The organism is Paenibacillus sp. FSL H7-0357, from assembly GCF_000758525.1.
Classification (GTDB): Bacteria; Bacillota; Bacilli; order Paenibacillales; family Paenibacillaceae; genus Paenibacillus_AQ.
Map to the genome: position 1 here is coordinate 1,547,194 of NZ_CP009241.1, position 22,024 is coordinate 1,569,217.

Here is a 22,024-nt window from a genome sequence, read left to right on the forward strand (position 1 = left end):
AAGCAGCAGAGTCAATTGAACTGCTTTTCAAACTCATAACAGTAGTTTTGCGCCTGATAACGGGCTACTCTGTAGCCCATTTTTTGATAAAAGGAAATACCGGCAGTATTTCCAGTATCAACAGCAACCTTGGCCCGCTGACAACCGCGAGATAATGCAAATCGCTCTGCGCGGTCCATGAGCATATTCCCCCAATGTTTGCGCCTAGCTGCAGGGGCTACGGCTAGCATATCAATATACAGCAGATCACCGTGCAGCATAAAGTGGACAAACCCCAGCGGATCGCTCTCATAGTCTGGGCAGGCTACCAGTGTAACTCCTTGCCCCAAGCGGCGGGGCAGATCTTTTCTTACCTGATTAATTACGGTTTGGGGGAGATGGGATAAAGGGACGAGCTGCTTTTCAATCAGATCCAGAATGACGGTGTCGTCCTGCTTGGGTCTACGGTAACGAATCATAGAGCGCCTCCTTTCCACGCATTGTCGTACATCATATGCCCAGGGTGGTGTGGGCGTTACGGTAGAACAGAACAACAATTTGTGTCAGTTACGGAAATAAGGGTATTGACTTAACCGTGTGAGGAATCATATAATGTGTCTAAACATTTTATCGAACATACATGCATCGGCAATGATGAGGACGAAGTTTTAAGGGCTCTTTTGCTCAGAGAGTGAGAGGAATTGCTGCAACCTCCACCAGAATCCCTTATATACGAGCTCACCTCGGAGCTGTTTTCCTGAAAGGTCCATCGGCAACAGTGGTGGAATTATTAGGGGGAATCGTTTAGTCCGCGTTAGGGACTTCAGGTTACAAAGATTTGGGCCCTGCCTACATCGATGGATTTTTGTTACCTGATAAGGCGTTACATCGCGAGATGTAATGCAAACATGGGTGGTACCACGGAAGATCAACCTTTCGTCCCTCACGCGCTTCTATTTTGCGCGTGGGTGGCGGAAGGTTTTTTTGTTGCCCATAAGATGATGGTTAGCTGCACTGGGTTGGTGAACACTAACTTTCAAGGAGCATAGCCAATTCTTACAGCTGTATAAAAGACGGTCTGTCATTTGCATAATGAATGTTAAATATCGAAGGGAGGAATACTGATGAGCGCGAATATACCGGAAGTGCGGTCTACAGAGCAGTTACGTGAGAAATGGAAGAATCCCGAGGTGATTACGGGATCCGAAGTCCTGCTGCGCAGTCTAGTACTGGAAGGTGTTGATACTGTATTCGGATACCCGGGCGGGGCTGTGCTGTACATCTACGATGCGCTTCATGGCTTCGATGATTTCAAACATATTCTGACCCGGCATGAGCAGGGCGCTATTCACGCGGCTGACGGATATGCCAGAGCGAGCGGCAAAGCGGGAGTATGCATCGCTACCTCCGGACCCGGAGCTACCAACCTTGTAACCGGCATTGCCACCGCCTTTATGGATTCTGTTCCGCTGGTGGTCATCACCGGGAACGTCTTCTCCAGCCTGATTGGAACCGACGCTTTCCAGGAAGCGGATATTACAGGCATCACAATGCCGATTACGAAGCATAGCTATCTGGTACGTGATGTTGAGGATCTGCCGCGAATCATTCATGAGGCGTTCCATATTGCCAATACAGGACGTAAAGGTCCGGTGCTGATTGATATTCCCAAAGATGTCTCGGCAGCCAAAATGTTATTCAATCCGGTGCAGCTGCAAGGCGTTAACCTTCGTGGTTATAACCCGCGGACCGTTCCGAACAAACTTCAACTCGATAAGCTGATCCGGGCCATTGATGCTGCAGAACGTCCGATTATTATTGCAGGCGGCGGTGTCATCTACTCCGGAGCGCATGAAGAGATGTATGAATTCGTAAAACGGACGGAAATTCCGATTACGACAACTCTGCTGGGACTGGGCTGTTTCCCGAGTGCGGATGAGCTATGGATGGGAATGCCGGGCATGCATGGCACATATACCGCAAACAATGCTATTCAACAGTGTGATCTGCTGATTAATATCGGTGCCCGGTTTGACGACCGTGTTACCGGCAAGCTGGACGGCTTCGCGCCAAAAGCCAAGATTGTTCATATTGATATCGATCCGGCAGAAATCGGCAAAAATGTATCGCCTGACATTCCGATCGTTGGCGACGTGAAGACAGTGCTGGAGATGCTGATTCCCGATGTACGCCGGGCAGCAGGTGCCGATGCCTGGAGAACACAAATTGCCCAGTGGAAGCTGGATCAGCCGCTTCGCTACAAGGATTCGGAGACTGAGCTTAAACCGCAATGGGTTATTGAAATGATAAACGACACCACCAAAGGTGAAGCTATCGTTACTACAGATGTAGGGCAGCATCAGATGTGGGCTGCACAATATTATAAATTTAATCATCCCCGCTCATGGATCACCTCCGGGGGACTTGGAACAATGGGCTTCGGATTTCCGTCAGCCATCGGAGCGCAAATGGCGCATCCGGACCGGCTGGTTGTCTCGATCAATGGGGACGGCGGCATGCAGATGTGTTCCCAGGAGCTTGCCATCTGTGCTATCAATAACATTCCGGTCAAGATTGTAGTTATTAACAATCAGGTGCTTGGTATGGTCCGGCAGTGGCAGAATCTGATCTATGAGAAGCGTTACAGCTATACCGACCTCGCTGGCAGCCCGGATTTCGTAAAGCTGGCTGAAGCCTATGGCGTCAAGGGACTGCGGGCCACGAACAAGGAAGAGGCTGGCGCAGCATGGAAGGAAGCTTTGGAAACGCCGGGACCTGTTCTGGTAGAATTCGTTGTTCCCAAAGACGAAAATGTCTACCCGATGGTAACTCAAGGGTCAACCATTGATCAAATGCTGATGGGGGATGAATGACAGTGATGAGACATACGATTGCTGTGCTTGTGAATGACCAGCCAGGTGTGCTGCAGCGGGTTTCAGGGTTGTTCGGCCGCCGGGGGTTCAATATTGAGAGCATTACTGTGGGCCAATCCGAGGAGGTTGGATTATCCCGGATGGTTATTGTTACACTTGGTGACCAGCACACTCTGGAGCAGATTGAGAAGCAGCTCTACAAGCTGATTGATGTTATTAAGGTAGTGGATCTTGGCGCCAAACCGATGGTTGCCCGTGAATTGGCGCTGATTAAGGTCAAAGCTGATCCGGCTGAACGTCCAGAAATTATGGGCGTAGTCGAAACCTTCCGTGCCTCTGTAGTCGATATCGGTACAACAAGCGTGTTGGTGCAGGTTGTGGGAGACACTCAGAAGATTGATGCAATGATTGAACTTCTCAAGCCATACGGCATCAAGGAGCTTTCCCGTACAGGAGTTACAGCGATGATTCGCGGCAATGCCTAATTGTCATAATTTACGGCTTTAACGGATTACTGCTGGTTTGCATTAATTTGATAAGATCATTTTGAATTTCCCCGCTAAAGAGCGGGGACTTGAGGAGCAGCCTGAATCTCAATCCGGATCACCACCGCGAGTTGGCGCTCTTGAAGTACCCGCTCTTTACGATGGGTCCCAAATTAAAGGAGGATATTGACAATGGCAGTGACAACGTACTATGAACAGGATGCAGAACTTAGTGTGTTAAAAGGGAAGACAATTGCAGTAATCGGGTACGGTAGCCAAGGGCATGCCCAGGCGCAAAACCTGCGCGACAGCGGGCTTCAGGTTGTCATCGGCCTGCGCGAAGGTAAATCCTTCGAAACCGCCAAAAATGACGGATTTGAAGTATTGCCGGTAGCTGAAGCAGTATCCCGTGCAGATGTAGTGCAAATTCTCATGCCGGACGAAACACAGGCATCCGTATATAAGAATGAAATTGAACCGAACCTCAAAAGCGGCGCAGCGTTGATGTTCTCCCACGGCTTCAATGTGCATTTCGGCCAAATCGTTGCTCCTAAGGATGCAGATGTGCTGCTGGTAGCACCGAAATCCCCGGGTCACATGGTTCGCCGTACTTATGTTGAAGGCTTCGGCGTTCCTGGCCTGATCGCCATCGAGCAGGATGCAACCGGAAATGCCAAAGCAATCGGCCTTGCTTATGCCAAAGGCATTGGCTGTACCCGTGCAGGGGTTATCGAAACCTCATTCCGTGAAGAAACCGAAACCGATCTGTTCGGCGAGCAGGCTGTACTTTGCGGCGGTGTATCCGCTCTGATCAAAGCCGGCTTCGAAACTCTTACAGAAGCAGGATATGCTCCAGAAATGGCATACTTTGAATGTCTGCATGAACTTAAACTGATCGTTGACCTCGTGTATGAAGGCGGACTTGCCACTATGCGCGATTCCATCAGCAACACTGCTGAATACGGCGACTATGTAACCGGCCCACGCATTGTTACGGATGAAACCAAAAAAGCAATGAAGGCTGTGCTCACCGATATTCAACAAGGTAAATTTGCCCGTGACTTTATCCTTGAGAACCAGTCCGGCCGTGCTTTCCTTACAGCTACCCGCCGCAACGAAGCTGCTCATCCGGTAGAAGTAGTAGGCAGCCAGCTGCGTGAAATGATGCACTGGATTAAGAAATAGGCTCATATACTTAAGATTATTGAAACTATAGTGCAATTCTCAGATGCGGCCGTAACTTTTGCGGGCCGCATTTGAGGGTTTAAGCACAATTTTCAGGAGGTGCTCAGCATGCGGAAAATTTATGTGTTCGACACGACGCTGCGTGACGGAGAGCAGTCGCCGGGTGTGAACCTCAACACACGAGAGAAAGTCGAAATCGCTTACCAGCTGGAAAAGCTGGGCATTGACCGGATGGAGGCGGGATTCCCTGCGGCTTCACCGGGTGATCTGGCAGCGGTAAACGCAGTGGCAAAAGCCGTGAAGAATGTTACACTGATCGGTCTTTCCCGCTCCAGAGAGAGTGACATTGATGCGGTGAAAGAAGCGCTGAAGGGAGCGCAGGACCCCTGCATTCATATTTTTCTTGCCACGTCACCCATCCACCGCCAGCACAAGTTGCGCATGGATAAAGCACAGGTGCTGGAGACCGCGCAGTCCGCTATCCGCTATGCCAAGAAATATTTTTCCAAGCTGGAGTTTTCACTGGAAGATGCGGGGCGTACAGAGCGTGACTTCATGGCTGAGATGGTGGCTATGGCCATCCGTGAGGGTGCCAATGTAGTGAATATTCCTGATACGGTAGGTTATTTGAATCCTTCGGAATACGGGGCTATTTTCAAATTCCTGAAGGACAATGTACCGGACATCGAGCGGGTTCAGCTTAGCGCCCACTGTCATAATGACCTGGGTATGGCTACTGCCAATACGCTTGCTGCGATCCAGAATGGTGCGGATCAAATCGAAGGCACAATCAACGGTATTGGTGAGCGTGCCGGAAATACGGCGATTGAAGAGGTCGCGCTGGCGCTGGAGACGCGCAGTGAGTTTTTTGATGCTAAAACTTCGCTGGTGCTGTCGGAAATTTCACGCACAAGCCGTCTGGTCAGCAAGCTGACCGGGATGGTGGTACCGGGTAACAAGGCGATTGTTGGTGCCAACGCCTTTGCCCATGAATCGGGTATTCATCAGGATGGCATGCTGAAGGAGAAGACTACCTACGAAATCATGACACCTGAGACCATCGGCCTCAAAGAGAGCAAGCTAGTGCTTGGCAAGCACTCTGGACGTCATGCCTTCCGCGATAAGCTTAGCGATCTGGGATACGATGTTTCTGAAGAAGAGTTGAACGTTGCCTTCGCAAGGTTCAAGGATCTTGCGGATAAGAAGAAGGAAGTGTCCGATGAGGACATTATGGCGCTGCTGGAAGAGAGGCTGATTGATACGCCGGAAATTTTCAGCCTGCAGACTATTTACGTTACCTATGGTAATGAAGCTACGCCAACCGCCAAGGTGGTTATTAAAAGCCAGGAGGCGCAGCCGATTGTGGCGGTGGCCGAAGGCAACGGCTCGGTGGATGCGATTTATAATGCCATTGATCAGGCTACGGGTGAGGAAGTGACACTCGGAGATTATTCGATTAAAGCGGTCAGCCGGGGCAAAGACGCGCAGGGCGAGGTGCATGTCGTACTGTCGCAGGGTGAAGTGGCCGCACAGGGCCGCGGACTGAGCACGGATATTCTGGAAGCCAGTGCCAGAGCCTATTTGGATGCGCTCAACAAGCTGCTGGAGAAACGCAAAACCTACACGCAGCGTGATCACGCCCAGCTGTAAAGAAGTCCAGTGTCTCTAAACAAGTTCTTATCGAGCTGTCAGTACAGTGGAATAATGTCTGCTGTACCGGCAGCTTTTTTGATTGCAAAAAAGGAAGGGGCATTCTAGAAGATTCAGTGAATGTGCTGCTTCCAATTATGATACCAGCGCTCAATATTTACGGGCAGCTCAATGCTGAGCTCCCTGTTCAGCAAATCCGTGAGGATGTTGTATTGCTCCTCTACCGCCGAACGTTCTCCTATGCGGTCATAGACCTTCATGAGGCCTAAATGGCCTTGCTCAAAATAAGGCTGCAGCTGTACAATCCGCTGATACACGGTCACCGCCTCCGGGATTTTTCCGCAGCCGATATAGAACTCGGCCATCTCCATCGCATGATGCAGCCAAATGCTTCGCAGGCGCTGGCGTTCACTTTCTGCCCACAAATAATCATAGTCGGCCAAATAATCGCCCGAGTAAAAGCCAAACCAATACTGGTACTGCCCATAGTTGCCAGCATTTATCGGCTCAAGGGAGAGGATTCCTTTTTCCCATTCTGCACTGTCTACCAGCTTGCTTCCTGTTTCCAGCTTATAACCTTCCCCGCCGCTTAGATTGCTGATCCGCAGATCTGTCTTCCCTTGCTTTAGGCATTGACGCACCTGATAAATAGTTGTATACAGATGGTTGGAAGCCTTCTTTAAACTGAAATCAGGCCACAGCAGATCAATCAGCGTGTCTTTACTGATGAAGCGGTTTCGGTGATGAAATAAATAGGCGAATAATTCCTGCCCCTTTGCGGTGCGCCAGCGGATGTCGTGCAGCTGCAGTCCGTTCCGTTCGAACCGGAGACATTGAAAACAACGGATCATTATTTCACTCCCGTTGTTTTCTTGCGGCTCCTGGTGCATTTTTTCCTCTACGCGCGAGAGGGTCTTTATCAGCCGTTCCCTTCGCACAGGCTTCAGAACATAGTCAAGGGCATGAAGCTCAAAGGCATCCACTGCATAGCTGTTATAAGCAGTCACAAAGACAATGCTCGTCCGGGGGCAGTGAATTTGAATGATTTCTGCTGCCTGCAGTCCGTTTAATTCGGGCATATCGATGTCGAGAAAGATAACGTCAGGGTTCAGGTAAGCAGCTTCGCTGACGGCTTTCCTTGAATCTGTGAAGGTAGCTACAATCGCAACAGTCTCCAGCTCCTCCAGTATCATCTTCAAGTTCATGAGAGCAAGCCGCTCATCATCCACAAGCACTGCGCGAATCATTGAATCACCGCCAATTTACTATGAGTTTTTAGTTCGGGTTGTTAAGGCAATCCCTAGAATAAGTTTGCTTTTGCCATAATAATGAGGTGATTTCGACAAGAAAAGGCATTAATCCTTCAAAAAGGAATTTATCCTGTTGTAAGATATACATAATGGGCTTGAATGTCCACGACAAAAAAATTTAAAAACGTTGCAGGGAACTCCGGTTGCCCGGCGTCTAACTTTATGAAGCTGAAGGAGGGGAGAATACTGGAAGAGACGGAGTGGATTTCTGCTGTGCTAAGCGGCGAGCACCAAGCCTTTGGGCATCTGGTCAATCGTTATCAAGGCATGGTGTACAGAGTATGTATCAAAATTACGGGAGAAGCCGAGTCGGCCAAGGATATGGCCCAGGAAGTCTTCATAAAAGCCTACAAGGCACTTCCCTCCTTCAGGGGGCAGTCTTCATTCTCCACCTGGCTGTACCGGATTGCTTACCGGACCTGTCTCGACTGGAAACGGGCAAATGACAGGGAGTGGCGGCACCGCAGTATGGCGGATTACACGGAGAATGACTGGGTAACGACGCAAACACCTGAATCTGCGGTGCTGCGCAAGGAAGCCTCGCAGGAGCTGGACGAGAATTTGAACAACCTCACAGAACCGTACCGGTCGGTCGTGCAGTTGTATTATTTTCAGCGTCACTCCTATCAGGAAATTGCTGATCAAAAAGGGATTTCAGTCAAAACAGTGGAATCGCAGCTCTACAGGGCCAGACAGATGATGCGTAAAAGCGGGGAGGAATGGCGATGAATTGTGCAACAGTAAAAGAATGGATGCCACATTATATCGAAGGCTTGCTATCTCCAGAAGTGGAGCTGAATGTTCGTCTGCACATTGAATCTTGTCCCGACTGCGCGCAATGGCTGGAAGAAGCCAGAGGGCTGGCGGCACTGTGGAGCGAGATGGAGACGGGCGGTGAGCCGGTGGATCTTCCCGAGTATCCCGATTTTACTGCTGATGTGATGTCACGTATTGAACAGCTTGAAACCGGGCGCAGAGAGCGTACCGTTAAATCGACTATGTCCAGACGCCGGACTGCACCGGGAACCTCATGGATGCATTATGGACTTGCTGCTTGCTTAACCTTCCTGCTGCTGCAACTTGGAGTATTTGAGAATCTGGCTTATGGCATCAATGAAATTAACGGGCATATGTCAACTTCAGTCACTTCCTGGTTTAATGCTCAGGGAAGCGCTAAATAGAAAAATTAACACTAAAGGAGCATATTAGATGATTAAAAAAAGACGCTGGCTGACGTTTCTGCTCGCGATGGTTCCAGGGATTGGCCACTTATATCTGGGATTCAAAAAGTTGGGCCTTCAGTATATGATTGGAGCATCGCTCTGCATCATACTTATTCCTTCCATGCCGACGGTATTTCCATTCGCTCTCGCGGCCTTATGGTTCTACCAGCTGTTTGATGCGCTGCAGAAAGCGGCCTGGATGAAAGTATCCGCCGCTGAGCATGAGCGGATGATGTTTCATCCAGATAGTTTCGGAGCGCCGTGGACGATGGGGATGCCTGCGGCTCCAGATTATCCGCATGACGATCTGAATCCGGTCTGGGTGGGGATCGGCTGTGTAGTAGTGGGTTTCTTGCTGCTGTTGATTACTGCTTTCCCATGGCTCTGGCACATTCTCACAGATATGAACATCGGGGCAATTCTGCTGTCGCTTGGTTTAATCGGGTACGGGCTTAGTATGCTTAGAAAAAATCCTAAAGTATAGAGAAATGGGGAAATGATCCATGGGGAGATGGAAAATCGGCAGTTTCACGGCCGCAATTGGCTGCATCGTGCTGGGTGTCATTATTGTACTTGCCCAATTTGATGTGGTAACGTATGACGCACTGGGTTTTATCTGGCCTGCGTTGCTCATTCTGTTCGGCCTGGAAATGCTGCTCAGGCTTTTCATCAGATCAGAGGTTAAGAGCCGTGTCAGCGGTTGGGCAGTTGTCCTGATCATTGTGCTGGTCGCAGCCAGTGGAGCACAGACTGTGCTGACCGGCGGCTCAATAAGCCGCATTCTCGGCAAGACACAGTTGGCTCCGCTCAGCGGAACCGTGGAGGTAAAGCCGGAAATCAAGAAAATTAAGATTGAATTGCCGAACGGGAAGGTTAAGGTTCAAGGTGTGGAAGGCAGCACGCTTGATTATGAAGGCAGCCTGGAGCTTCCGGGTAAATCGGCAAGTGAAGCAGCAAGTGCGCTGGAAAAGAAGTGGAAGGTGACGACGGAAGGAGACACCCTAACTCTGGAGCTGGACGAAGAAACGACTTGGCTCGATATTCAAATCGGATTTAATTTCAAGGATCCGTACCTGAACGTCAATCTTCCTATGAATCTGGCTGTGGAGGTTGACACCGGCGATGGTTCAGTTGAGGCTTCAGACCTGAAGGCTGGCATTGAAATCGATACCAGCAACGGCACCCTGGATATTCATGATGTTGCCGGAGGTGTAGATGCCCACACGAGTAACGGCACGATGGTGATGAAGGAGGTCCAGGGGGAAGTGAAGCTTGTCAGTTCCAACGGAGCGATCACCCTGGGGAATATAGACGGCTCCTTAACGGCCAAGAGCAGCAACGGCAGGATTACCATTGACTCGGCGGCTACAGGCGACTGGGATCTCAAATCCAGCAACGGCAAAATTACCGCCAGCCTGCCGGCAGCAAGCGATGCAAAGATTACTGCCGACACCAGCAACGGTGCGCTGAAGGGGAATATCAATTGGCAGCGCGACGGCGATAACCATGGAACCGCCGTACTTGGCAACGGAACTCATAAGGTATCTTTATCAACCAGCAACGGTGCAGTGACCGTGGATACGACTGAATAACAAAAATAAGGAGCTGTTCCCCAGTAAGGGGGCAGCTCCTTATTGCTTTATAAGATCAATAGAAGGACAGGGTTCTGCCGGTCTGCTTCTGCCGATTGGCTGAAGTTAACGGCCCGCTGCGTCTACCAGGCGTAGGCTTTCGGGGCTTCCCCACCGGGTCCCGGGAAGATTTCATCCAGACGCTTCAGCACGGATTCCTCCAGCACAATCTCCAGGCAGCGCAGGGCGCTTTCGAACTGCTCTAGCGTCCGCGGCCCGATAATCGGCGCCGTTACGGCAGGGTTGGCCAGCAGCCAGGCCAGAGCGATATTATCCTGTGGCTCCCCGAGCTCACGGCTTAAATCGGCAAAAGCCGTAAGCTGGCTCTTGTATTGCTCTACACGTTCAGAGTTGCCGCCGCTGCGGCTGCCCTCAATCTTCTTGAGCGCATTGCGGCCAAGAAGTCCGCCGTCGAGCGGGCTCCACGGAATAATGCCGAGGCCGAGATTCTTCGAGGCAGGCAGCACCTCAAGCTCAGGGAGACGGCAGGTCAGACTGTATTTATGCTGCTCCGATACGAGACCTAGGAAACCGCGGGCTTTCGCTTCCATCTGCGCCACGGCAATATCCCATCCGGCAAAGTTACTGGAGCCGACATAGCCGATTTTGCCTTGGCTTACAGCGAGCTCAAATGCACCCCACAGCTCGCCCCAGGAAACCTTACGGTCGATATGGTGCATCTGGTACAACTCGATGTGATCGGTCTGCAGGCGCTGTAGTGAGCCTTCCAGATGGCGGCGGATAATATAGGAGGACAGGCCTGCTTCATCGTTGGGTCCGTCCAATTTGTCGCTCATTGCTCCGTAGACCTTGGTGGCCAGCACAACCTTTTCACGCCGGCCGCCGCCCTGCTTGAACCAGCGGCCGATGATCGTCTCCGTCAGTCCGGAGTTTTCACCCCATCCATAAATGTTAGCGGTATCAAAAAAGTTGACCCCGGCATCCAGCGCAGCATCCATAATGCGGAAGGCTTCCTTCTCATCCGTAATCGGACCAAAGTTCATCGTTCCCAGACATAGGCGGCTGACCTTCAGACCGGACTTGCCAAGCTTCGTGTATTGCACTCCGCAACCACTCCCTCAATCCATTTTGACGAACAACTGCATACTAATTGTAAACAACTTAAGAAACAAGAGCAAACACAGCAGCACTTGCAGAAATCAGTAAAAAATATATATACAAATTTAACCATAATGGTAGAATGGAGACAAGCGTATAAATACGCTTGCATTTTCTAAAGGAGGAAGATTATGAGAAGAAAAGGCTTTTTATCTGCTGTAGTCGCATTAGTAATGATGTTCAGTATGGTGTCTTCCGTTTTCGCTGTCTCTTCCACCGTTCTTATTCCCAACCTGGATTATTTTGTCCAGCACAGCCTGAAAAATGATGATACAGTCACCTTCAAGTACAAAAATACTTCGAGTACAACGCAAACTGCAATTTTCAGAATTACCAACGTAGGTCCTTTGGATACGGGAACCGACCAGGTAACGGGTAAATTTCAAGGCAGCTATTCTCTTGTTTATGCCAACGGACAAACAATAAACCTGGGAACGATTGGGGGTTCCAGCCTGTCCGGCGGACTCAACAATTATCTGGCTCCGAATGCCTCTCTGGTAGTCACCGTAAAGAACGCCAATGCCAATTCGCAGAATGCTTTTAAGATCAGATTCGATAATCATTAATCCATCAATGACAAGCTTGTGGTAAAAGGGCTCTCCGGTCAGACGCAAGAAGATGACTGGGGAGCCTTTTGTGCGAACTTGTGGATACAGCACTTACTTCAAGTCTGGTTGACTTATAGGAGATACCTATCACTTCCATAGAATCTATATCTTTGTCCTTTTCCCGGCGGTATGATACAACAATATTAAGAAGAACTATGTCTGCGCGCAGCAGGCAATCTAAGGAGTGACTGGAATGAGCGAGGTTAAAAAAATTGCCGTAATTGCCGGGGACGGTATCGGACCTGAAGTTGTAGCTGAAGCTGAAAAAGTACTCAAGAAAGCGGAAGAGGTATTCGGGTACACCTTTGAAACTGAGCATGCGCTGTTCGGCGGCATTGCGATTGATGAACGGGGAACCCCGCTGCCAGAAGATACACTGGAAATTTGCCGCAGTGCAGATGCAGTGCTGCTCGGAGCCGTCGGCGGACCGAAATGGGACAACAATCCGAAGGAGCTGCGTCCGGAAACAGGATTGCTAGGTATCCGCAAAGCACTGGGGCTGTTCTCCAACCTGCGTCCGGCTGTTGTATTCGATTGCCTGAAGGATGCGTCAACGCTGAAACCGGAAGTGCTGGAAGGCACTGACCTCATGGTTGTGCGGGAACTGACGGGCGGCATTTATTTCGGAGAGAAGCTGCGCCGCCAAGGTGAGCATGGGGAAGAAGCTGTTGATACCTGCGTATATAACGTAACGGAAGTGGAACGTATTGTCCGCCAGGCCTTTGAAATTGCCGGTAAACGCCGAAATAAGCTGGCGAGTGTCGATAAAGCGAATGTTCTGGAAACATCCCGCTTATGGCGTGAGGTTGTGAACAGAATTGCTCCGGAATATCCGCAGGTGGAATTGGAGCATGTGCTCGTGGACAACTGTGCAATGCAGCTGCTGCGCCGTCCTTCCAGCTTCGATGTAATTGTTACCGAGAACATGTTCGGAGATATCCTGAGTGATGAAGCGGCTATGCTGACCGGTTCCATCGGTATGCTGGCTTCAGCTTCACTGGGTGAGGGCAGCTATGGCCTGTATGAGCCGGTCCATGGCTCCGCGCCTGACATTGCCGGCCAAGGTCTGGCCAATCCTATCGCGACCATCCTGTCTCTTGCGCTGATGTTCCGCACGACCTTTGGCTACGAGGAGGCAGCAGCTGCAATTGAGACCGCTGTGGCTGAAGTGCTGGATGCAGGACACCGTACGAGCGATATTGCAGTAGACAAGAGCAAAGCGATCAGCACAACCGAAATGGGCGATTTGATTGTTGCGGCGATCCGCAAAGCGTAAGGTACCACAGCTTACCTCCTTTGACTCAGAAAAACAAAAAACTTCACAGAAAGTTGCTTATTTATAATAATTATAAAAAAGTAATGAATGTAATATTGACTTTGATTTTGTACGATGATACCATTTGGTCTATAGCAATAAGAAATTGACCAACCATCATAATTCAAGAAAAGCATATTGCGCCGGTTTCCTCACGGAGCTGTCACAAGTGGTTGTTTTTCTTACATAATCAAAGGAGGATTTAAGCAATGGCAGAACGTTTGGTAGGTAAACCAGCCCCTGATTTCACTATGGAAACAGTAACGGGCGACGGTAAAGATTTTGGTAAGGTAAGCTTGTCCGACTATCGCGGCAAATGGCTTGTATTCTTCTTTTATCCGCTTGACTTCACTTTTGTGTGCCCGACAGAAATTACAGCATTGAGCGATGCTGCTGCTGATTTTGCAGCACTCGATACAGAAATTCTGGGTGTGAGCATCGACTCGATCCACAGCCACAAAGCATGGCTTACCACACCAAAAGATATGAATGGTCTTGGACAAGTCAACTTCCCGCTTGCTTCGGACATTACGAAGAAAGTTGCCAGTGACTACGGCGTCCTGATCGAAGAAGAAGGCGTGGCGCTTCGTGGACTGTTCATCATCGATCCTGAAGGTGAATTGAAATATCAAGTGGTTAACCACAATGATGTAGGCCGCAGCGTGGAAGAAACGCTTCGTGTTCTGCAAGCCTTGCAATCCGGCGGACTGTGCGCTATGAACTGGAAACCAGGCGACAAGAACCTGTAAGCCTATGTCTTTAAGCGTTCTTTGATATACTAATGAGAACCTCCTTGCGGGAGCAATTCCCGGAAAGGGGGTTTTTTGCAACAAAGAGCCCTCATTTAACGGTATTTCGTTTTAAAACGGGCGCAGAGGTTAATATATAGCCTGAAGGAGAGGAATCTCTCCACGCATCTTGTAATACAATAATACCAAATCAATGGAACTTACCAAGGAGGGTGAACAAGTATGAGCTTTTGCTGTGGAGCGAGTATGGTTGGAACTAAGGGAACCCTAAAACATTATCGCACGCAAGTCCATAATGTTCCCCTGCTTTTTTGTCCGGTATGCCACCGGGTAGAGGTGCATTACAAAGTCGAAAACGAGTATGAGATTCTGGCAGAGTATGCTCATGGCGACGGGGTAACCGATGTTGATTTTCAGGACTATGTGATGGAAGACGAGGAAGCGATCTTCGAAAACGTCATTAATGTGGAGAGTGAAGATCCTCTCGCCATTGTGCGGAATCAGATCGATATGGCGCTTGACCTGCTGGCTGTTGCCAAGCAGATCGAAGATACCAAATGGGAACGTGAGCTTAAGAAGCGCCTGGCCGTAATGAGCCAGCGGCGCCATCGCTTGCAGCAGAAAGCATAAGGTCACCAAGAATACGATGGGATAGCCCTGGAATATTTCATTACGGAAGCCTTCGCGGCAGCGAAGGCTTTTTTTTGTAGTATTCCTTAATAATGGACAACCTTTGGTACGGAAAAAGAGCGGAATTTTGTTTTGGATCGATATTTAATGTGTCTTAAGAATCATTTTAGAAATATTTTTAGGATTCGACAGTTTCTCCGATTGCGTTGTCTTCTTCTCTTGGATATGATTGGAATATAGTTGAAACGGTTGGATAATATAATACGATTTCCGAATGTTCTGGCGGCTTCGTCATATACTCAAATACATAGTAATTTGATGTCGCTTAAGCGTCTTCGTCAAATGCAGTAAAAGGGGGAACTTCGTATCGTGATAAGCCAATATCAAGAAAGCTTGCTTTTACCGGCAAGAACGTTTCAATCCGGATCAATGGACACTACATATGAGGATGTTCTGGAGCACGTTGACAGTGGGATATTACTTTTTGATGAAGAGGGAGTTCTAACTTTTGTTAATAAACAAATGTATGGCATGCTTGAACTGAACCGCCATTCTCTATTGGGCTGCACGATGGCCCATCTGTTATCCCACATCCAGCTCGGCCGCTTTAAGAAGAAGCAGGTACTGCGGAGTTATCGGGAGATGGTGCAAAAGGGGAAGCAGAGCTATGAATTCGTAGATGAATACGGCCGTTACTGGCGGGTTTCATTATGCTGCGGAGAGCAAATGAAGGGCAGTTATTTGTTTACGGTCAAAGAAATCTCCGATTACAAGCTGATTGAGCAAACTGCTTACCAGAATGACAGCCTGGCTATGCTGGGCAAGCTGTCTGCTTCCATCGCCCATGAGATTCGTAATCCGCTCACAGCGATCCGCGGATTTATTCAATTGCTGCATCCTCATCTGCATCAACTGGGCAAAGAAGAATACGGCAGAATTATACTGGCTGAAATTGACCGCGCCAATGACATTATTCATGAATTCCTGACTTCTTCCAAACCTTCGGTCCCGCAGGTCAGCATGATTCCTGTATCGGCATTACTTAAAGAGGTTGTCCTGCTTACAGAGAGCGAAGCCTTGATGAAAGGCTGCCAGATTAATCTCCACCCGCTACATGGCGATATGATCATCTCCGGCGATGTCAAGCAAATGAAGCAGGTGGTGCTGAATATGATTAGAAATGCAATGGAAGCGATTACAGAACGAGATGATGACCAAATTGGAAAGATTGAGGTAGGGGCACGCCGGGAAGGGGCGGAGGTCCGTATCTTTATTTCCGACAATGGCAAAGGGATGGATATCTTAACACTGGACAGGTTGTTCAACCCTTTCTTTACGACGAAGGAAAACGGGACGGGGCTTGGGCTGTCCGTAAGTGACAGGATCATTAAGAATCATGGCGGCTGCATCTCTGTCAGCAGCAGACTCAACGAAGGCACCCGGTTTGTCATTTCTTTGCCGCTTATTCAGTAAAAGGGGGTTCTGGGCGGATTTTTGGACAATACTGAGTTATACTTAATAAGCGAAAGAGGCTGATTCCTGCATTGCACAGCTTAGTGCAGGAATCAGCCTTTCTGCGTTATTAGCCTGATTATTAAAATGGAAGATGATTGGAGGGGTTCTATTGAATATTGAATGGAGCTGCGGTGGTTCAATAGCTGCCATTAAGGGCGATGTTCTTTGCTATATAGTCTCACAAACTGAAATTGAGGCGGGTAGTCTTGCAACAGAGTGGAAGGAACGAATGGATCCGCTGGTCAAAGCCGGGCTTTTTACGGGCAAGCTGAATCAGACCTATACACTGCCTGCTGGGGAGGCATTTGAAATTCCTGTCATTCTGCTGGCGGGGAGCGGCAGCGGAGATTTGGATGCAGAGGAGATCAGGGTGCTGGCGGCCCAAGTATCCCGGGCTGCATTACGGCTGAAGGCGGCAACACTCGTGATCCAGTTACCTGCCGGCTTAAAGGTGAAAGAGCCGGAAATGACTGCTCAGGCGCTTACAGAGGGCTTTGTACTGGGGGCGTACCGGCGCAAACATTATAAGCAGGAGCAGCCTCCGTTTTCAGGGTTGACCTCCATTACATTCCATAGTGAGCTTAAGGTGGAAGAAGCTGAGGGGAATAGCTGGAGTCAGGGGATCAAGCGGGGGCTGGCCTTTGGCGAAGCAACCAATTTGGCCCGGGACCTAACTAACCTTCCCGGCAATCAGCTGACACCGTCTGCGCTTGCGGCCGCGGCGATTGATGTGGCTGAACGTTATGGATTTCCTGCTGAAGTGCTGGATGAACGGGAGATTGAACAGAAGGGCATGGGAGGCTTGCTTGCTGTCGGCAAAGGCAGCATTCATCCGCCGCGGATGATCGTCATTCGTTATCAGGGAACAAACGAGTGGAAGGACGTCGTGGGAATTGTCGGCAAGGGCATCACTTTCGATACCGGCGGCATCTCACTGAAGAGAGCACCAGGCATGGAAGAGATGATCAGCGATATGGGCGGTGCGGCAGCCGTGCTTGGGGTCACAGAGGCGCTGGGCAGGTTGCGCCCGAAGCTCAATGCCGTAATAGTTATTCCTTCTGCCGAAAATATGCCTTCAGCCAGTGCTTTTAAGCCAGGTGATGTTGTGACCTCTCTCAGTGGAAGAACCATTGAAGTGCTAAATACCGATGCCGAAGGCCGGATAGTACTGGGAGACGGACTTACCTATGCCCGGGAGTGGGGAGCGGAACGGTTTATAGACGTAGCTACCCTCACAGGGGCTGTGTTGTCCATACTGGGGGATGTTGCCACAGCAGCCGTTACCAATGACCAGACCTTTATGCAGGAGCTCCTGGAGGCTTCCAGGTTGTCCGGGGAGAAGATATGGCAGCTGCCGGTGTATCCCGAGTTCCGTGAGATGCTGAAAAGCGAGGTCGCGGATGTCCGCAATGCTGCCGGGAGATTCGGGGGGGCTACAACAGCCGGATTATTTATCGGCGAGTTCGCTGAAGGCCTGCCCTGGATTCACTTGGACATTGCCGGAACGGCATTCCTCTCCAGGGAGCGGGGGGTTAATCCCAAAGGTGCCACGGGTGTAATGGTCCGGACGTTGCTGGAATATCTGCTGGGAATAAGTCAGCAGCCCCATTCCTAGAGGATGATCTCATCAAACAAAAAGCCGTAAAACTCCATCATACGGAGCTTTACGGCTTTTCCAATGCTGATCATTCATCCGGCAGAGCGGCCTATACGGTTCTGCTGGATTTTTTGGCTTTTACTTGAGAAGTAAAGGACTGTATACCGTTCATGATTTTGTCACGGGTATTTTTATTTTTCAGTAAATAGGCTGCTCCCAATGCTACCGTGGTAAATAACGTTTTTTTGGTGTTCATGGTTATTCCTCCTTGGGTATTGGTCTTCGTTGCAGTTGCTTATAACAAACATACCCGTATGACGGGGAATTCAAACCCGTATATTTCTTCCTGTCCGTCCGTGCTTACGGTTAAAGCTTGTTATTGGCTGCTCCTCCACCGCAGGAGAACGGAGAGTCCAGGGATGCTGCCGAGCAGGTTTTTCCCTTGTCACAGCCAGCACAAGCCCCCTGTTTGCCCTTTTGAACATGCCGGTAAATCATCCAGCCGGAGTAACCAAACACAGCCGCTATAATTAAAATATTTATTATCATTGCCAAGCCCCGCTTTCATCAAGAAATCTGTTTGTTGCAGATTCTACGACCATCCCAATAAACGTCCGCCCTGGAAAATAACCAGAGATACGATATATGCCAGTACGAGGGAGTAGCCCATGGAGAAGAAGGTCCACTTCCAGGACGCTGTTTCCTTCTTAATAACCCCTACAGTAGCCAGACAAGGAATATACAACAGGATAAAGGCCATGAAGCTGATTGAGCTTAGCGGAGTAAAGACTTGGGAAATTTGTCCTTCCAGTCCAGCAGCATCCGGAGCATGATAAATGATGTTCATGGTAGATACTACGACCTCTTTGGCCAGGAATCCGGGTACAAGCGTTGAGCCTGCCTGCCAGGTCCCAAAGCCAAGCGGGGATAGCAGTGGTGCAATCATTCCCCCGAATTTTGCCAGGAAACTGTGATCCATTTCAACGTTGAATCCGCCAGGACCTGCGTAAGACATCAGCCAAATAATTACCGAGCCGGCGAGGATAATAGTTCCCGCCTTGCGCAGAAAGCCCTTGCCCTTCTCCCAGGTACTGCGGCCAAGCGCTTTGAGCTGCGGCATCCGGTAAGGAGGAAGTTCGATAATAAAGATGGACGATTCATTCTTAAACAGATGTTTGGAGAACAGCTTACATAGGATTAGGGCAAATACGACACCCATAACATACATTGCCAGTACGGCAGTGGCCTGCTGGGCCGGAAAGAAAACCGCTGCAAACAGCAGGTATACCGGAAGTCTTGCTGAGCAGGACATGAGCGGCATCAGCAGTGTGGTCAGCATACGGTCTTTGGGCTGTTCAATACTGCGCGCAGCCATAATGGCCGGCACATTGCAGCCGAAGCCGATAATGAACGGGATGAAGGCTTTGCCGTTAAGACCCATCCGCTCCATCGTGCTGTCCATCAACAGGCAGACACGCGCCATGTAACCGGAGTCCTCGAGGAAGGAGATCATCAGGAACAGGATGAAGATCTGTGGAACGAAAACAACTACACCACCAACACCGCCGATAATACCGTCTACAATAAGCGCATGCGTGAAGCCGGAAGCTCCAATCGTTTGAAGCAGGGAAGTGGCGCCTTCACTGATCGGACCGGAAATCCATCCGTCTACAATATCCGATAAAGGTCCGCCTACCCAGTCAAAGGTTGTTTTGAACATCGCGTACATAAAGGCGATAAACAGAGGTAATCCCAAGAAACGGTGTGTCAAAATGGAGTCGAGTCTTTCCGTCAGATTATGCGGTTTCTGTGCTGTTGTATCCATCGCCGCCAGACATACGGCACGAATATAATCCATACGGATTGAACGAATCCATTGCGGAAGGGTCAACGCCAGCTTCTTGTTCTGTAGTTCGCTTTGACAGTTGTCGCAAATCATCAGCAGGCGGTCCGTATTTACACGTTTCTTGAGCAGTTCAAGGACGACAGGATTTTGTTCCATCAGTTGGAGCGCGACCCAGCGGCGGTTTGGTAAACCCGGGGTATGCTGTAATTCCTGCTCAATCGAAGAAATGGCCGCTTCAGCCAATACACCATAATCAAGTTTGAAGTTGACCGGGGGAATTGTCGTTCTTTTCTCCAGAACACTGAGCACTTGTCCGCTTCCTTTGCCGGTTCTGGCGATCAGGGGCAGCACGGTAATGCCGAGACGCTCTTGCAATATTTCATGATCTACAACAATGCCCCGTGCTTTGGCGACGTCGATCATATTCAGACCGAGCACGGTAGGTTTGCCGTATTCCAGCAATTGCAGGGTAAGCAGTAGGTTCCGTTCCAGCTGGGAGGCATCCACAATATTGATCAGGGCCTCTGGCGATTCATCGATCAGGTATTGGGCAGCTACCCCCTCATCCCGGGAGAGCGGATGCAGCGAATAGATTCCGGGCAGGTCGATCAGCTTTCCTGCACCGTTTTTCAGGCTGCCGACTTTTTTCTCCACGGTTACACCGGCCCAGTTCCCTACATATTCATAGGAAGAAGTAAGTGTATTAAAAAGTGAGGTTTTCCCTGTATTGGGATTTCCCAAAAGTGCTATTGAACTCATGATACATTCACCTCAATGCGGGAGGCTTCCTTCCGCCGAATGGCAAATAGCTGGCCGTTGCACTCCAGAGTAACAGGCCCCCAGAAAGGTCCTTTTCCCTTGAGCCGGATATTAACGCCTTCGGACACCCCTAGATCAGCCAGACGGCGCCGTAATATGGGGTTCATTCCTTCTATTTTATGGATGGAGCCTGTAGAGCCCGGTTGTAAACGCAGTAAGGAGCAGGATGTAGAAGCCATTTTCTATCCCTCCGAGAGAGACTGATAATCAATCTCATTCATTTTCTTGTACTGTAGCATTTCGCATAGAGATTTACTGTGATATATGTCATTGTCACGTTGTTGTGAAAAAGGATATGAAAGAAACCTGGAATTTTCTTTACAACTTCTTCTTCACTAAAGTATGATTGTACGATAATGATTGCATAGTAAGTCTATGGTGGCGGCAATAATGAAGGATATGTGGAAGGGAGAACAAATAGTGAAGAGTAATCAGAGTAAAATTGTAGATTGCACCATTCGTGACGGAGGACTGGTGAACAACTGGGATTTTAGTGTTGAATTTGTGCAGAATCTGTACGCCGGATTGAACGAGGCCGGTGTTGAGTATATGGAAATCGGATATAAAAATTCGCCGAAGCTGCTTAAGGGAGCGGAGGGAGCAGGCCCGTGGCGTTTTCTGAACGATGATTTCCTGCGCAAGGTCATCCCGCAAAAGGGGAACACCAAACTTTCCGCGCTTGTAGATATCGGCCGCGTGGATGTTAATGATATTCTGCCGCGCAGTGAGAGCATGCTGGATCTCATCCGTGTAGCCTGCTATAGCAAGGATGTGGACAAGGCCTTGCAGCTGGTGCAGACCTTCCATGATCTTGGGTATGAGACAACGATCAATATTATGGCTTTGTCGAATGTGATGGAGAATGAGCTGCTGGAGGCATTTGAACAAATCCGCGAGAGCGTGGTTGACGTTGTATATATTGTAGATTCTTACGGTAGCCTGGATCATAATGATATTCATTATCTGGTGGAAAAGTTCAGAACGCATTTGCCGAATAAACGTTTGGGCGTACATACCCACAACAATCTGCAATTGGCCTTCTCCAATACTCTTATTGCATCCGAGAAGGGTGTAGAACTGCTTGATGCTTCCTGTTACGGCATGGGCCGCGCCGCAGGCAACTGCCCGACCGAGCTGCTGGTTACCCATCTGAAAAATACAAAATATACGCTGCGGCCTGTTCTGGATATCGTTGAGCGGTTGATGATTCCTCTGCGCGAGAAGGAAGAATGGGGATATATTATTCCTTACATGATCACCGGAACACTGGATGAACATCCGCGCTCTGCAATGGCGCTGCGTTCTTCGGAAGACAAAGATAAGGCTGTAGAATTTTATGACAAGCTTACAACTCCTGAGGTGAACTTCGGAGATAAATAATTGACTACATGCAGAAGCACTGACCTCTACGCCAGGGGAAGGTGCTTTTTTGCTGTTTTTTCTTTTTATAATGCAGAAAGCTGAATGTAACTTTATGGGGTAGCCAAGCC

Annotated in this window: 22 protein-coding genes; 15 read left to right on the plus strand and 7 right to left on the minus strand. The window is 49.5% G+C overall.

Annotated elements, in window-relative coordinates; translation table 11 throughout:
- Positions 1-11: 11 nt before the first annotated feature.
- Positions 12-458 carry a GNAT family N-acetyltransferase gene (locus H70357_RS06910; protein ID WP_038587271.1) on the minus strand — a complete coding sequence of 149 codons (447 nt, stop codon included), beginning with the start codon at positions 456-458 and terminating at the stop codon, positions 12-14.
- A gap of 645 nt (positions 459-1,103) precedes the next feature.
- On the opposite strand from H70357_RS06910, the gene ilvB reads away from it, so the two are divergent.
- The 4 genes from ilvB to H70357_RS06930 all read left to right on the plus strand — a co-directional run bounded on the left by ilvB (position 1,104) and on the right by H70357_RS06930 (position 6,172).
- Positions 1,104-2,852: a biosynthetic-type acetolactate synthase large subunit gene (ilvB, locus tag H70357_RS06915; protein WP_038587272.1), complete on the plus strand. Its 1,749-nt coding sequence runs from the start codon at positions 1,104-1,106 to the stop codon at positions 2,850-2,852.
- The gene (gene ilvN, locus H70357_RS06920; protein WP_038587274.1) at positions 2,849-3,337 is read left to right on the plus strand and encodes an acetolactate synthase small subunit; all 489 of its coding nucleotides are present in this window, start codon (positions 2,849-2,851) and stop codon (positions 3,335-3,337) included. Before ilvB ends, ilvN begins: the two co-directional genes overlap by 4 nt.
- Before the next feature lie 192 nt (positions 3,338-3,529).
- Positions 3,530-4,522, plus strand: a complete 993-nt coding sequence (gene ilvC, locus H70357_RS06925) for a ketol-acid reductoisomerase (protein ID WP_038587276.1) — start codon at positions 3,530-3,532, stop codon at positions 4,520-4,522.
- Positions 4,523-4,630: 108 nt separating this feature from the next.
- Positions 4,631-6,172, plus strand: a complete 1,542-nt coding sequence (locus H70357_RS06930; protein WP_038587278.1) for a 2-isopropylmalate synthase — start codon at positions 4,631-4,633, stop codon at positions 6,170-6,172.
- 113 nt (positions 6,173-6,285) lie between these two features.
- Here the strand turns inward: H70357_RS06930 and H70357_RS06935 are convergent, their stop codons facing one another.
- The gene (locus H70357_RS06935; RefSeq protein ID WP_081965709.1) at positions 6,286-7,419 is read right to left on the minus strand and encodes a response regulator; all 1,134 of its coding nucleotides are present in this window, start codon (positions 7,417-7,419) and stop codon (positions 6,286-6,288) included.
- A gap of 225 nt (positions 7,420-7,644) precedes the next feature.
- Here H70357_RS06935 and H70357_RS06940 point away from each other — a divergent pair, with 225 nt between their 5' ends.
- The 4 genes from H70357_RS06940 to H70357_RS06955 are packed head-to-tail and all read left to right on the plus strand — an operon-like array spanning position 7,645 to position 10,297.
- A complete protein-coding gene (locus H70357_RS06940; protein WP_052091868.1) occupies positions 7,645-8,211 on the plus strand; it encodes an RNA polymerase sigma factor in 567 nt (188 codons plus the stop codon).
- Positions 8,208-8,663 (plus strand): anti-sigma factor family protein, encoded by a 456-nt coding sequence (locus tag H70357_RS06945; protein WP_038587280.1) that lies wholly within the window; start codon positions 8,208-8,210, stop codon positions 8,661-8,663. Before H70357_RS06940 ends, H70357_RS06945 begins: the two co-directional genes overlap by 4 nt.
- A 28-nt stretch (positions 8,664-8,691) precedes the next feature.
- Positions 8,692-9,189, plus strand: a complete 498-nt coding sequence (locus tag H70357_RS06950; RefSeq protein ID WP_038587282.1) for a hypothetical protein — start codon at positions 8,692-8,694, stop codon at positions 9,187-9,189.
- Positions 9,190-9,208: 19 nt separating this feature from the next.
- A complete protein-coding gene (locus H70357_RS06955; protein WP_038587284.1) occupies positions 9,209-10,297 on the plus strand; it encodes a DUF4097 family beta strand repeat-containing protein in 1,089 nt (362 codons plus the stop codon).
- 122 nt (positions 10,298-10,419) lie between these two features.
- Here H70357_RS06955 and H70357_RS06960 read toward each other — a convergent pair whose 3' ends face one another.
- Positions 10,420-11,400 carry an aldo/keto reductase gene (locus H70357_RS06960; protein ID WP_038587286.1) on the minus strand — a complete coding sequence of 327 codons (981 nt, stop codon included), beginning with the start codon at positions 11,398-11,400 and terminating at the stop codon, positions 10,420-10,422.
- 186 nt (positions 11,401-11,586) lie between these two features.
- Here H70357_RS06960 and H70357_RS06965 point away from each other — a divergent pair, with 186 nt between their 5' ends.
- The 6 genes from H70357_RS06965 to H70357_RS06990 all read left to right on the plus strand — a co-directional run bounded on the left by H70357_RS06965 (position 11,587) and on the right by H70357_RS06990 (position 17,887).
- Positions 11,587-12,021, plus strand: a complete 435-nt coding sequence (locus tag H70357_RS06965) for a hypothetical protein (protein WP_038587288.1) — start codon at positions 11,587-11,589, stop codon at positions 12,019-12,021.
- A gap of 235 nt (positions 12,022-12,256) precedes the next feature.
- Positions 12,257-13,339, plus strand: a complete 1,083-nt coding sequence (gene leuB / locus H70357_RS06970; protein WP_038587290.1) for a 3-isopropylmalate dehydrogenase — start codon at positions 12,257-12,259, stop codon at positions 13,337-13,339.
- 248 nt (positions 13,340-13,587) lie between these two features.
- Complete coding sequence (locus H70357_RS06975) at positions 13,588-14,127, plus strand: peroxiredoxin (RefSeq protein ID WP_038587292.1); 540 nt, start codon at positions 13,588-13,590, stop codon at positions 14,125-14,127.
- A gap of 222 nt (positions 14,128-14,349) precedes the next feature.
- Positions 14,350-14,757, plus strand: coding sequence for a hypothetical protein (locus tag H70357_RS06980; protein WP_038587294.1), 408 nt, complete (start codon positions 14,350-14,352; stop codon positions 14,755-14,757).
- Positions 14,758-15,126: 369 nt separating this feature from the next.
- Positions 15,127-16,230: an ATP-binding protein gene (locus H70357_RS06985; RefSeq protein WP_038587296.1), complete on the plus strand. Its 1,104-nt coding sequence runs from the start codon at positions 15,127-15,129 to the stop codon at positions 16,228-16,230.
- Positions 16,231-16,381: 151 nt separating this feature from the next.
- Positions 16,382-17,887, plus strand: coding sequence for a leucyl aminopeptidase (locus H70357_RS06990; RefSeq protein WP_038587298.1), 1,506 nt, complete (start codon positions 16,382-16,384; stop codon positions 17,885-17,887).
- Positions 17,888-17,978: 91 nt separating this feature from the next.
- Here the strand turns inward: H70357_RS06990 and H70357_RS36230 are convergent, their stop codons facing one another.
- From H70357_RS36230 to H70357_RS07005, 4 genes are all read right to left on the minus strand, one after another.
- The gene (locus H70357_RS36230; RefSeq protein WP_179091809.1) at positions 17,979-18,125 is read right to left on the minus strand and encodes a hypothetical protein; all 147 of its coding nucleotides are present in this window, start codon (positions 18,123-18,125) and stop codon (positions 17,979-17,981) included.
- Between the two features lie 110 nt (positions 18,126-18,235).
- Positions 18,236-18,418 carry a FeoB-associated Cys-rich membrane protein gene (locus H70357_RS06995; protein WP_052091870.1) on the minus strand — a complete coding sequence of 61 codons (183 nt, stop codon included), beginning with the start codon at positions 18,416-18,418 and terminating at the stop codon, positions 18,236-18,238.
- Positions 18,419-18,461: 43 nt separating this feature from the next.
- Positions 18,462-20,474, minus strand: coding sequence for a ferrous iron transport protein B (gene feoB, locus H70357_RS07000; RefSeq protein ID WP_038587300.1), 2,013 nt, complete (start codon positions 20,472-20,474; stop codon positions 18,462-18,464).
- Entirely contained in the window at positions 20,471-20,713 is a 243-nt protein-coding gene (locus H70357_RS07005; protein WP_038587302.1) for a FeoA family protein, read from the minus strand. Before H70357_RS07005 ends, feoB begins: the two co-directional genes overlap by 4 nt.
- 211 nt (positions 20,714-20,924) lie before the next feature.
- On the opposite strand from H70357_RS07005, the gene H70357_RS07010 reads away from it, so the two are divergent.
- Positions 20,925-21,914, plus strand: coding sequence for an aldolase catalytic domain-containing protein (locus tag H70357_RS07010; RefSeq protein WP_231578387.1), 990 nt, complete (start codon positions 20,925-20,927; stop codon positions 21,912-21,914).
- Positions 21,915-22,024 lie beyond the last annotated feature (110 nt).

What these genes read in the sequence shown, in the direction of transcription:
- H70357_RS06910 (WP_038587271.1), bottom strand. Translation starts at nt 458, where the DNA reads ATGATTCGTTACCGTAGACCCAAGCAGGACGACACCGTCATTCTGGAT.
- ilvB (WP_038587272.1), top strand. Translation starts at nt 1,104, where the DNA reads ATGAGCGCGAATATACCGGAAGTGCGGTCTACAGAGCAGTTACGTGAG.
- ilvN (WP_038587274.1), top strand. Translation starts at nt 2,849, where the DNA reads ATGACAGTGATGAGACATACGATTGCTGTGCTTGTGAATGACCAGCCA.
- ilvC (WP_038587276.1), top strand. Translation starts at nt 3,530, where the DNA reads ATGGCAGTGACAACGTACTATGAACAGGATGCAGAACTTAGTGTGTTA.
- H70357_RS06930 (WP_038587278.1), top strand. Translation starts at nt 4,631, where the DNA reads ATGCGGAAAATTTATGTGTTCGACACGACGCTGCGTGACGGAGAGCAG.
- H70357_RS06935 (WP_081965709.1), bottom strand. Translation starts at nt 7,419, where the DNA reads ATGATTCGCGCAGTGCTTGTGGATGATGAGCGGCTTGCTCTCATGAAC.
- H70357_RS06940 (WP_052091868.1), top strand. Translation starts at nt 7,645, where the DNA reads ATGAAGCTGAAGGAGGGGAGAATACTGGAAGAGACGGAGTGGATTTCT.
- H70357_RS06945 (WP_038587280.1), top strand. Translation starts at nt 8,208, where the DNA reads ATGAATTGTGCAACAGTAAAAGAATGGATGCCACATTATATCGAAGGC.
- H70357_RS06950 (WP_038587282.1), top strand. Translation starts at nt 8,692, where the DNA reads ATGATTAAAAAAAGACGCTGGCTGACGTTTCTGCTCGCGATGGTTCCA.
- H70357_RS06955 (WP_038587284.1), top strand. Translation starts at nt 9,209, where the DNA reads ATGGGGAGATGGAAAATCGGCAGTTTCACGGCCGCAATTGGCTGCATC.
- H70357_RS06965 (WP_038587288.1), top strand. Translation starts at nt 11,587, where the DNA reads ATGAGAAGAAAAGGCTTTTTATCTGCTGTAGTCGCATTAGTAATGATG.
- leuB (WP_038587290.1), top strand. Translation starts at nt 12,257, where the DNA reads ATGAGCGAGGTTAAAAAAATTGCCGTAATTGCCGGGGACGGTATCGGA.
- H70357_RS06975 (WP_038587292.1), top strand. Translation starts at nt 13,588, where the DNA reads ATGGCAGAACGTTTGGTAGGTAAACCAGCCCCTGATTTCACTATGGAA.
- H70357_RS06980 (WP_038587294.1), top strand. Translation starts at nt 14,350, where the DNA reads ATGAGCTTTTGCTGTGGAGCGAGTATGGTTGGAACTAAGGGAACCCTA.
- H70357_RS36230 (WP_179091809.1), bottom strand. Translation starts at nt 18,125, where the DNA reads ATGAACACCAAAAAAACGTTATTTACCACGGTAGCATTGGGAGCAGCC.
- H70357_RS06995 (WP_052091870.1), bottom strand. Translation starts at nt 18,418, where the DNA reads ATGATAATAAATATTTTAATTATAGCGGCTGTGTTTGGTTACTCCGGC.
- feoB (WP_038587300.1), bottom strand. Translation starts at nt 20,474, where the DNA reads ATGAGTTCAATAGCACTTTTGGGAAATCCCAATACAGGGAAAACCTCA.
- H70357_RS07005 (WP_038587302.1), bottom strand. Translation starts at nt 20,713, where the DNA reads ATGGCTTCTACATCCTGCTCCTTACTGCGTTTACAACCGGGCTCTACA.
- H70357_RS07010 (WP_231578387.1), top strand. Translation starts at nt 20,925, where the DNA reads ATGAAGGATATGTGGAAGGGAGAACAAATAGTGAAGAGTAATCAGAGT.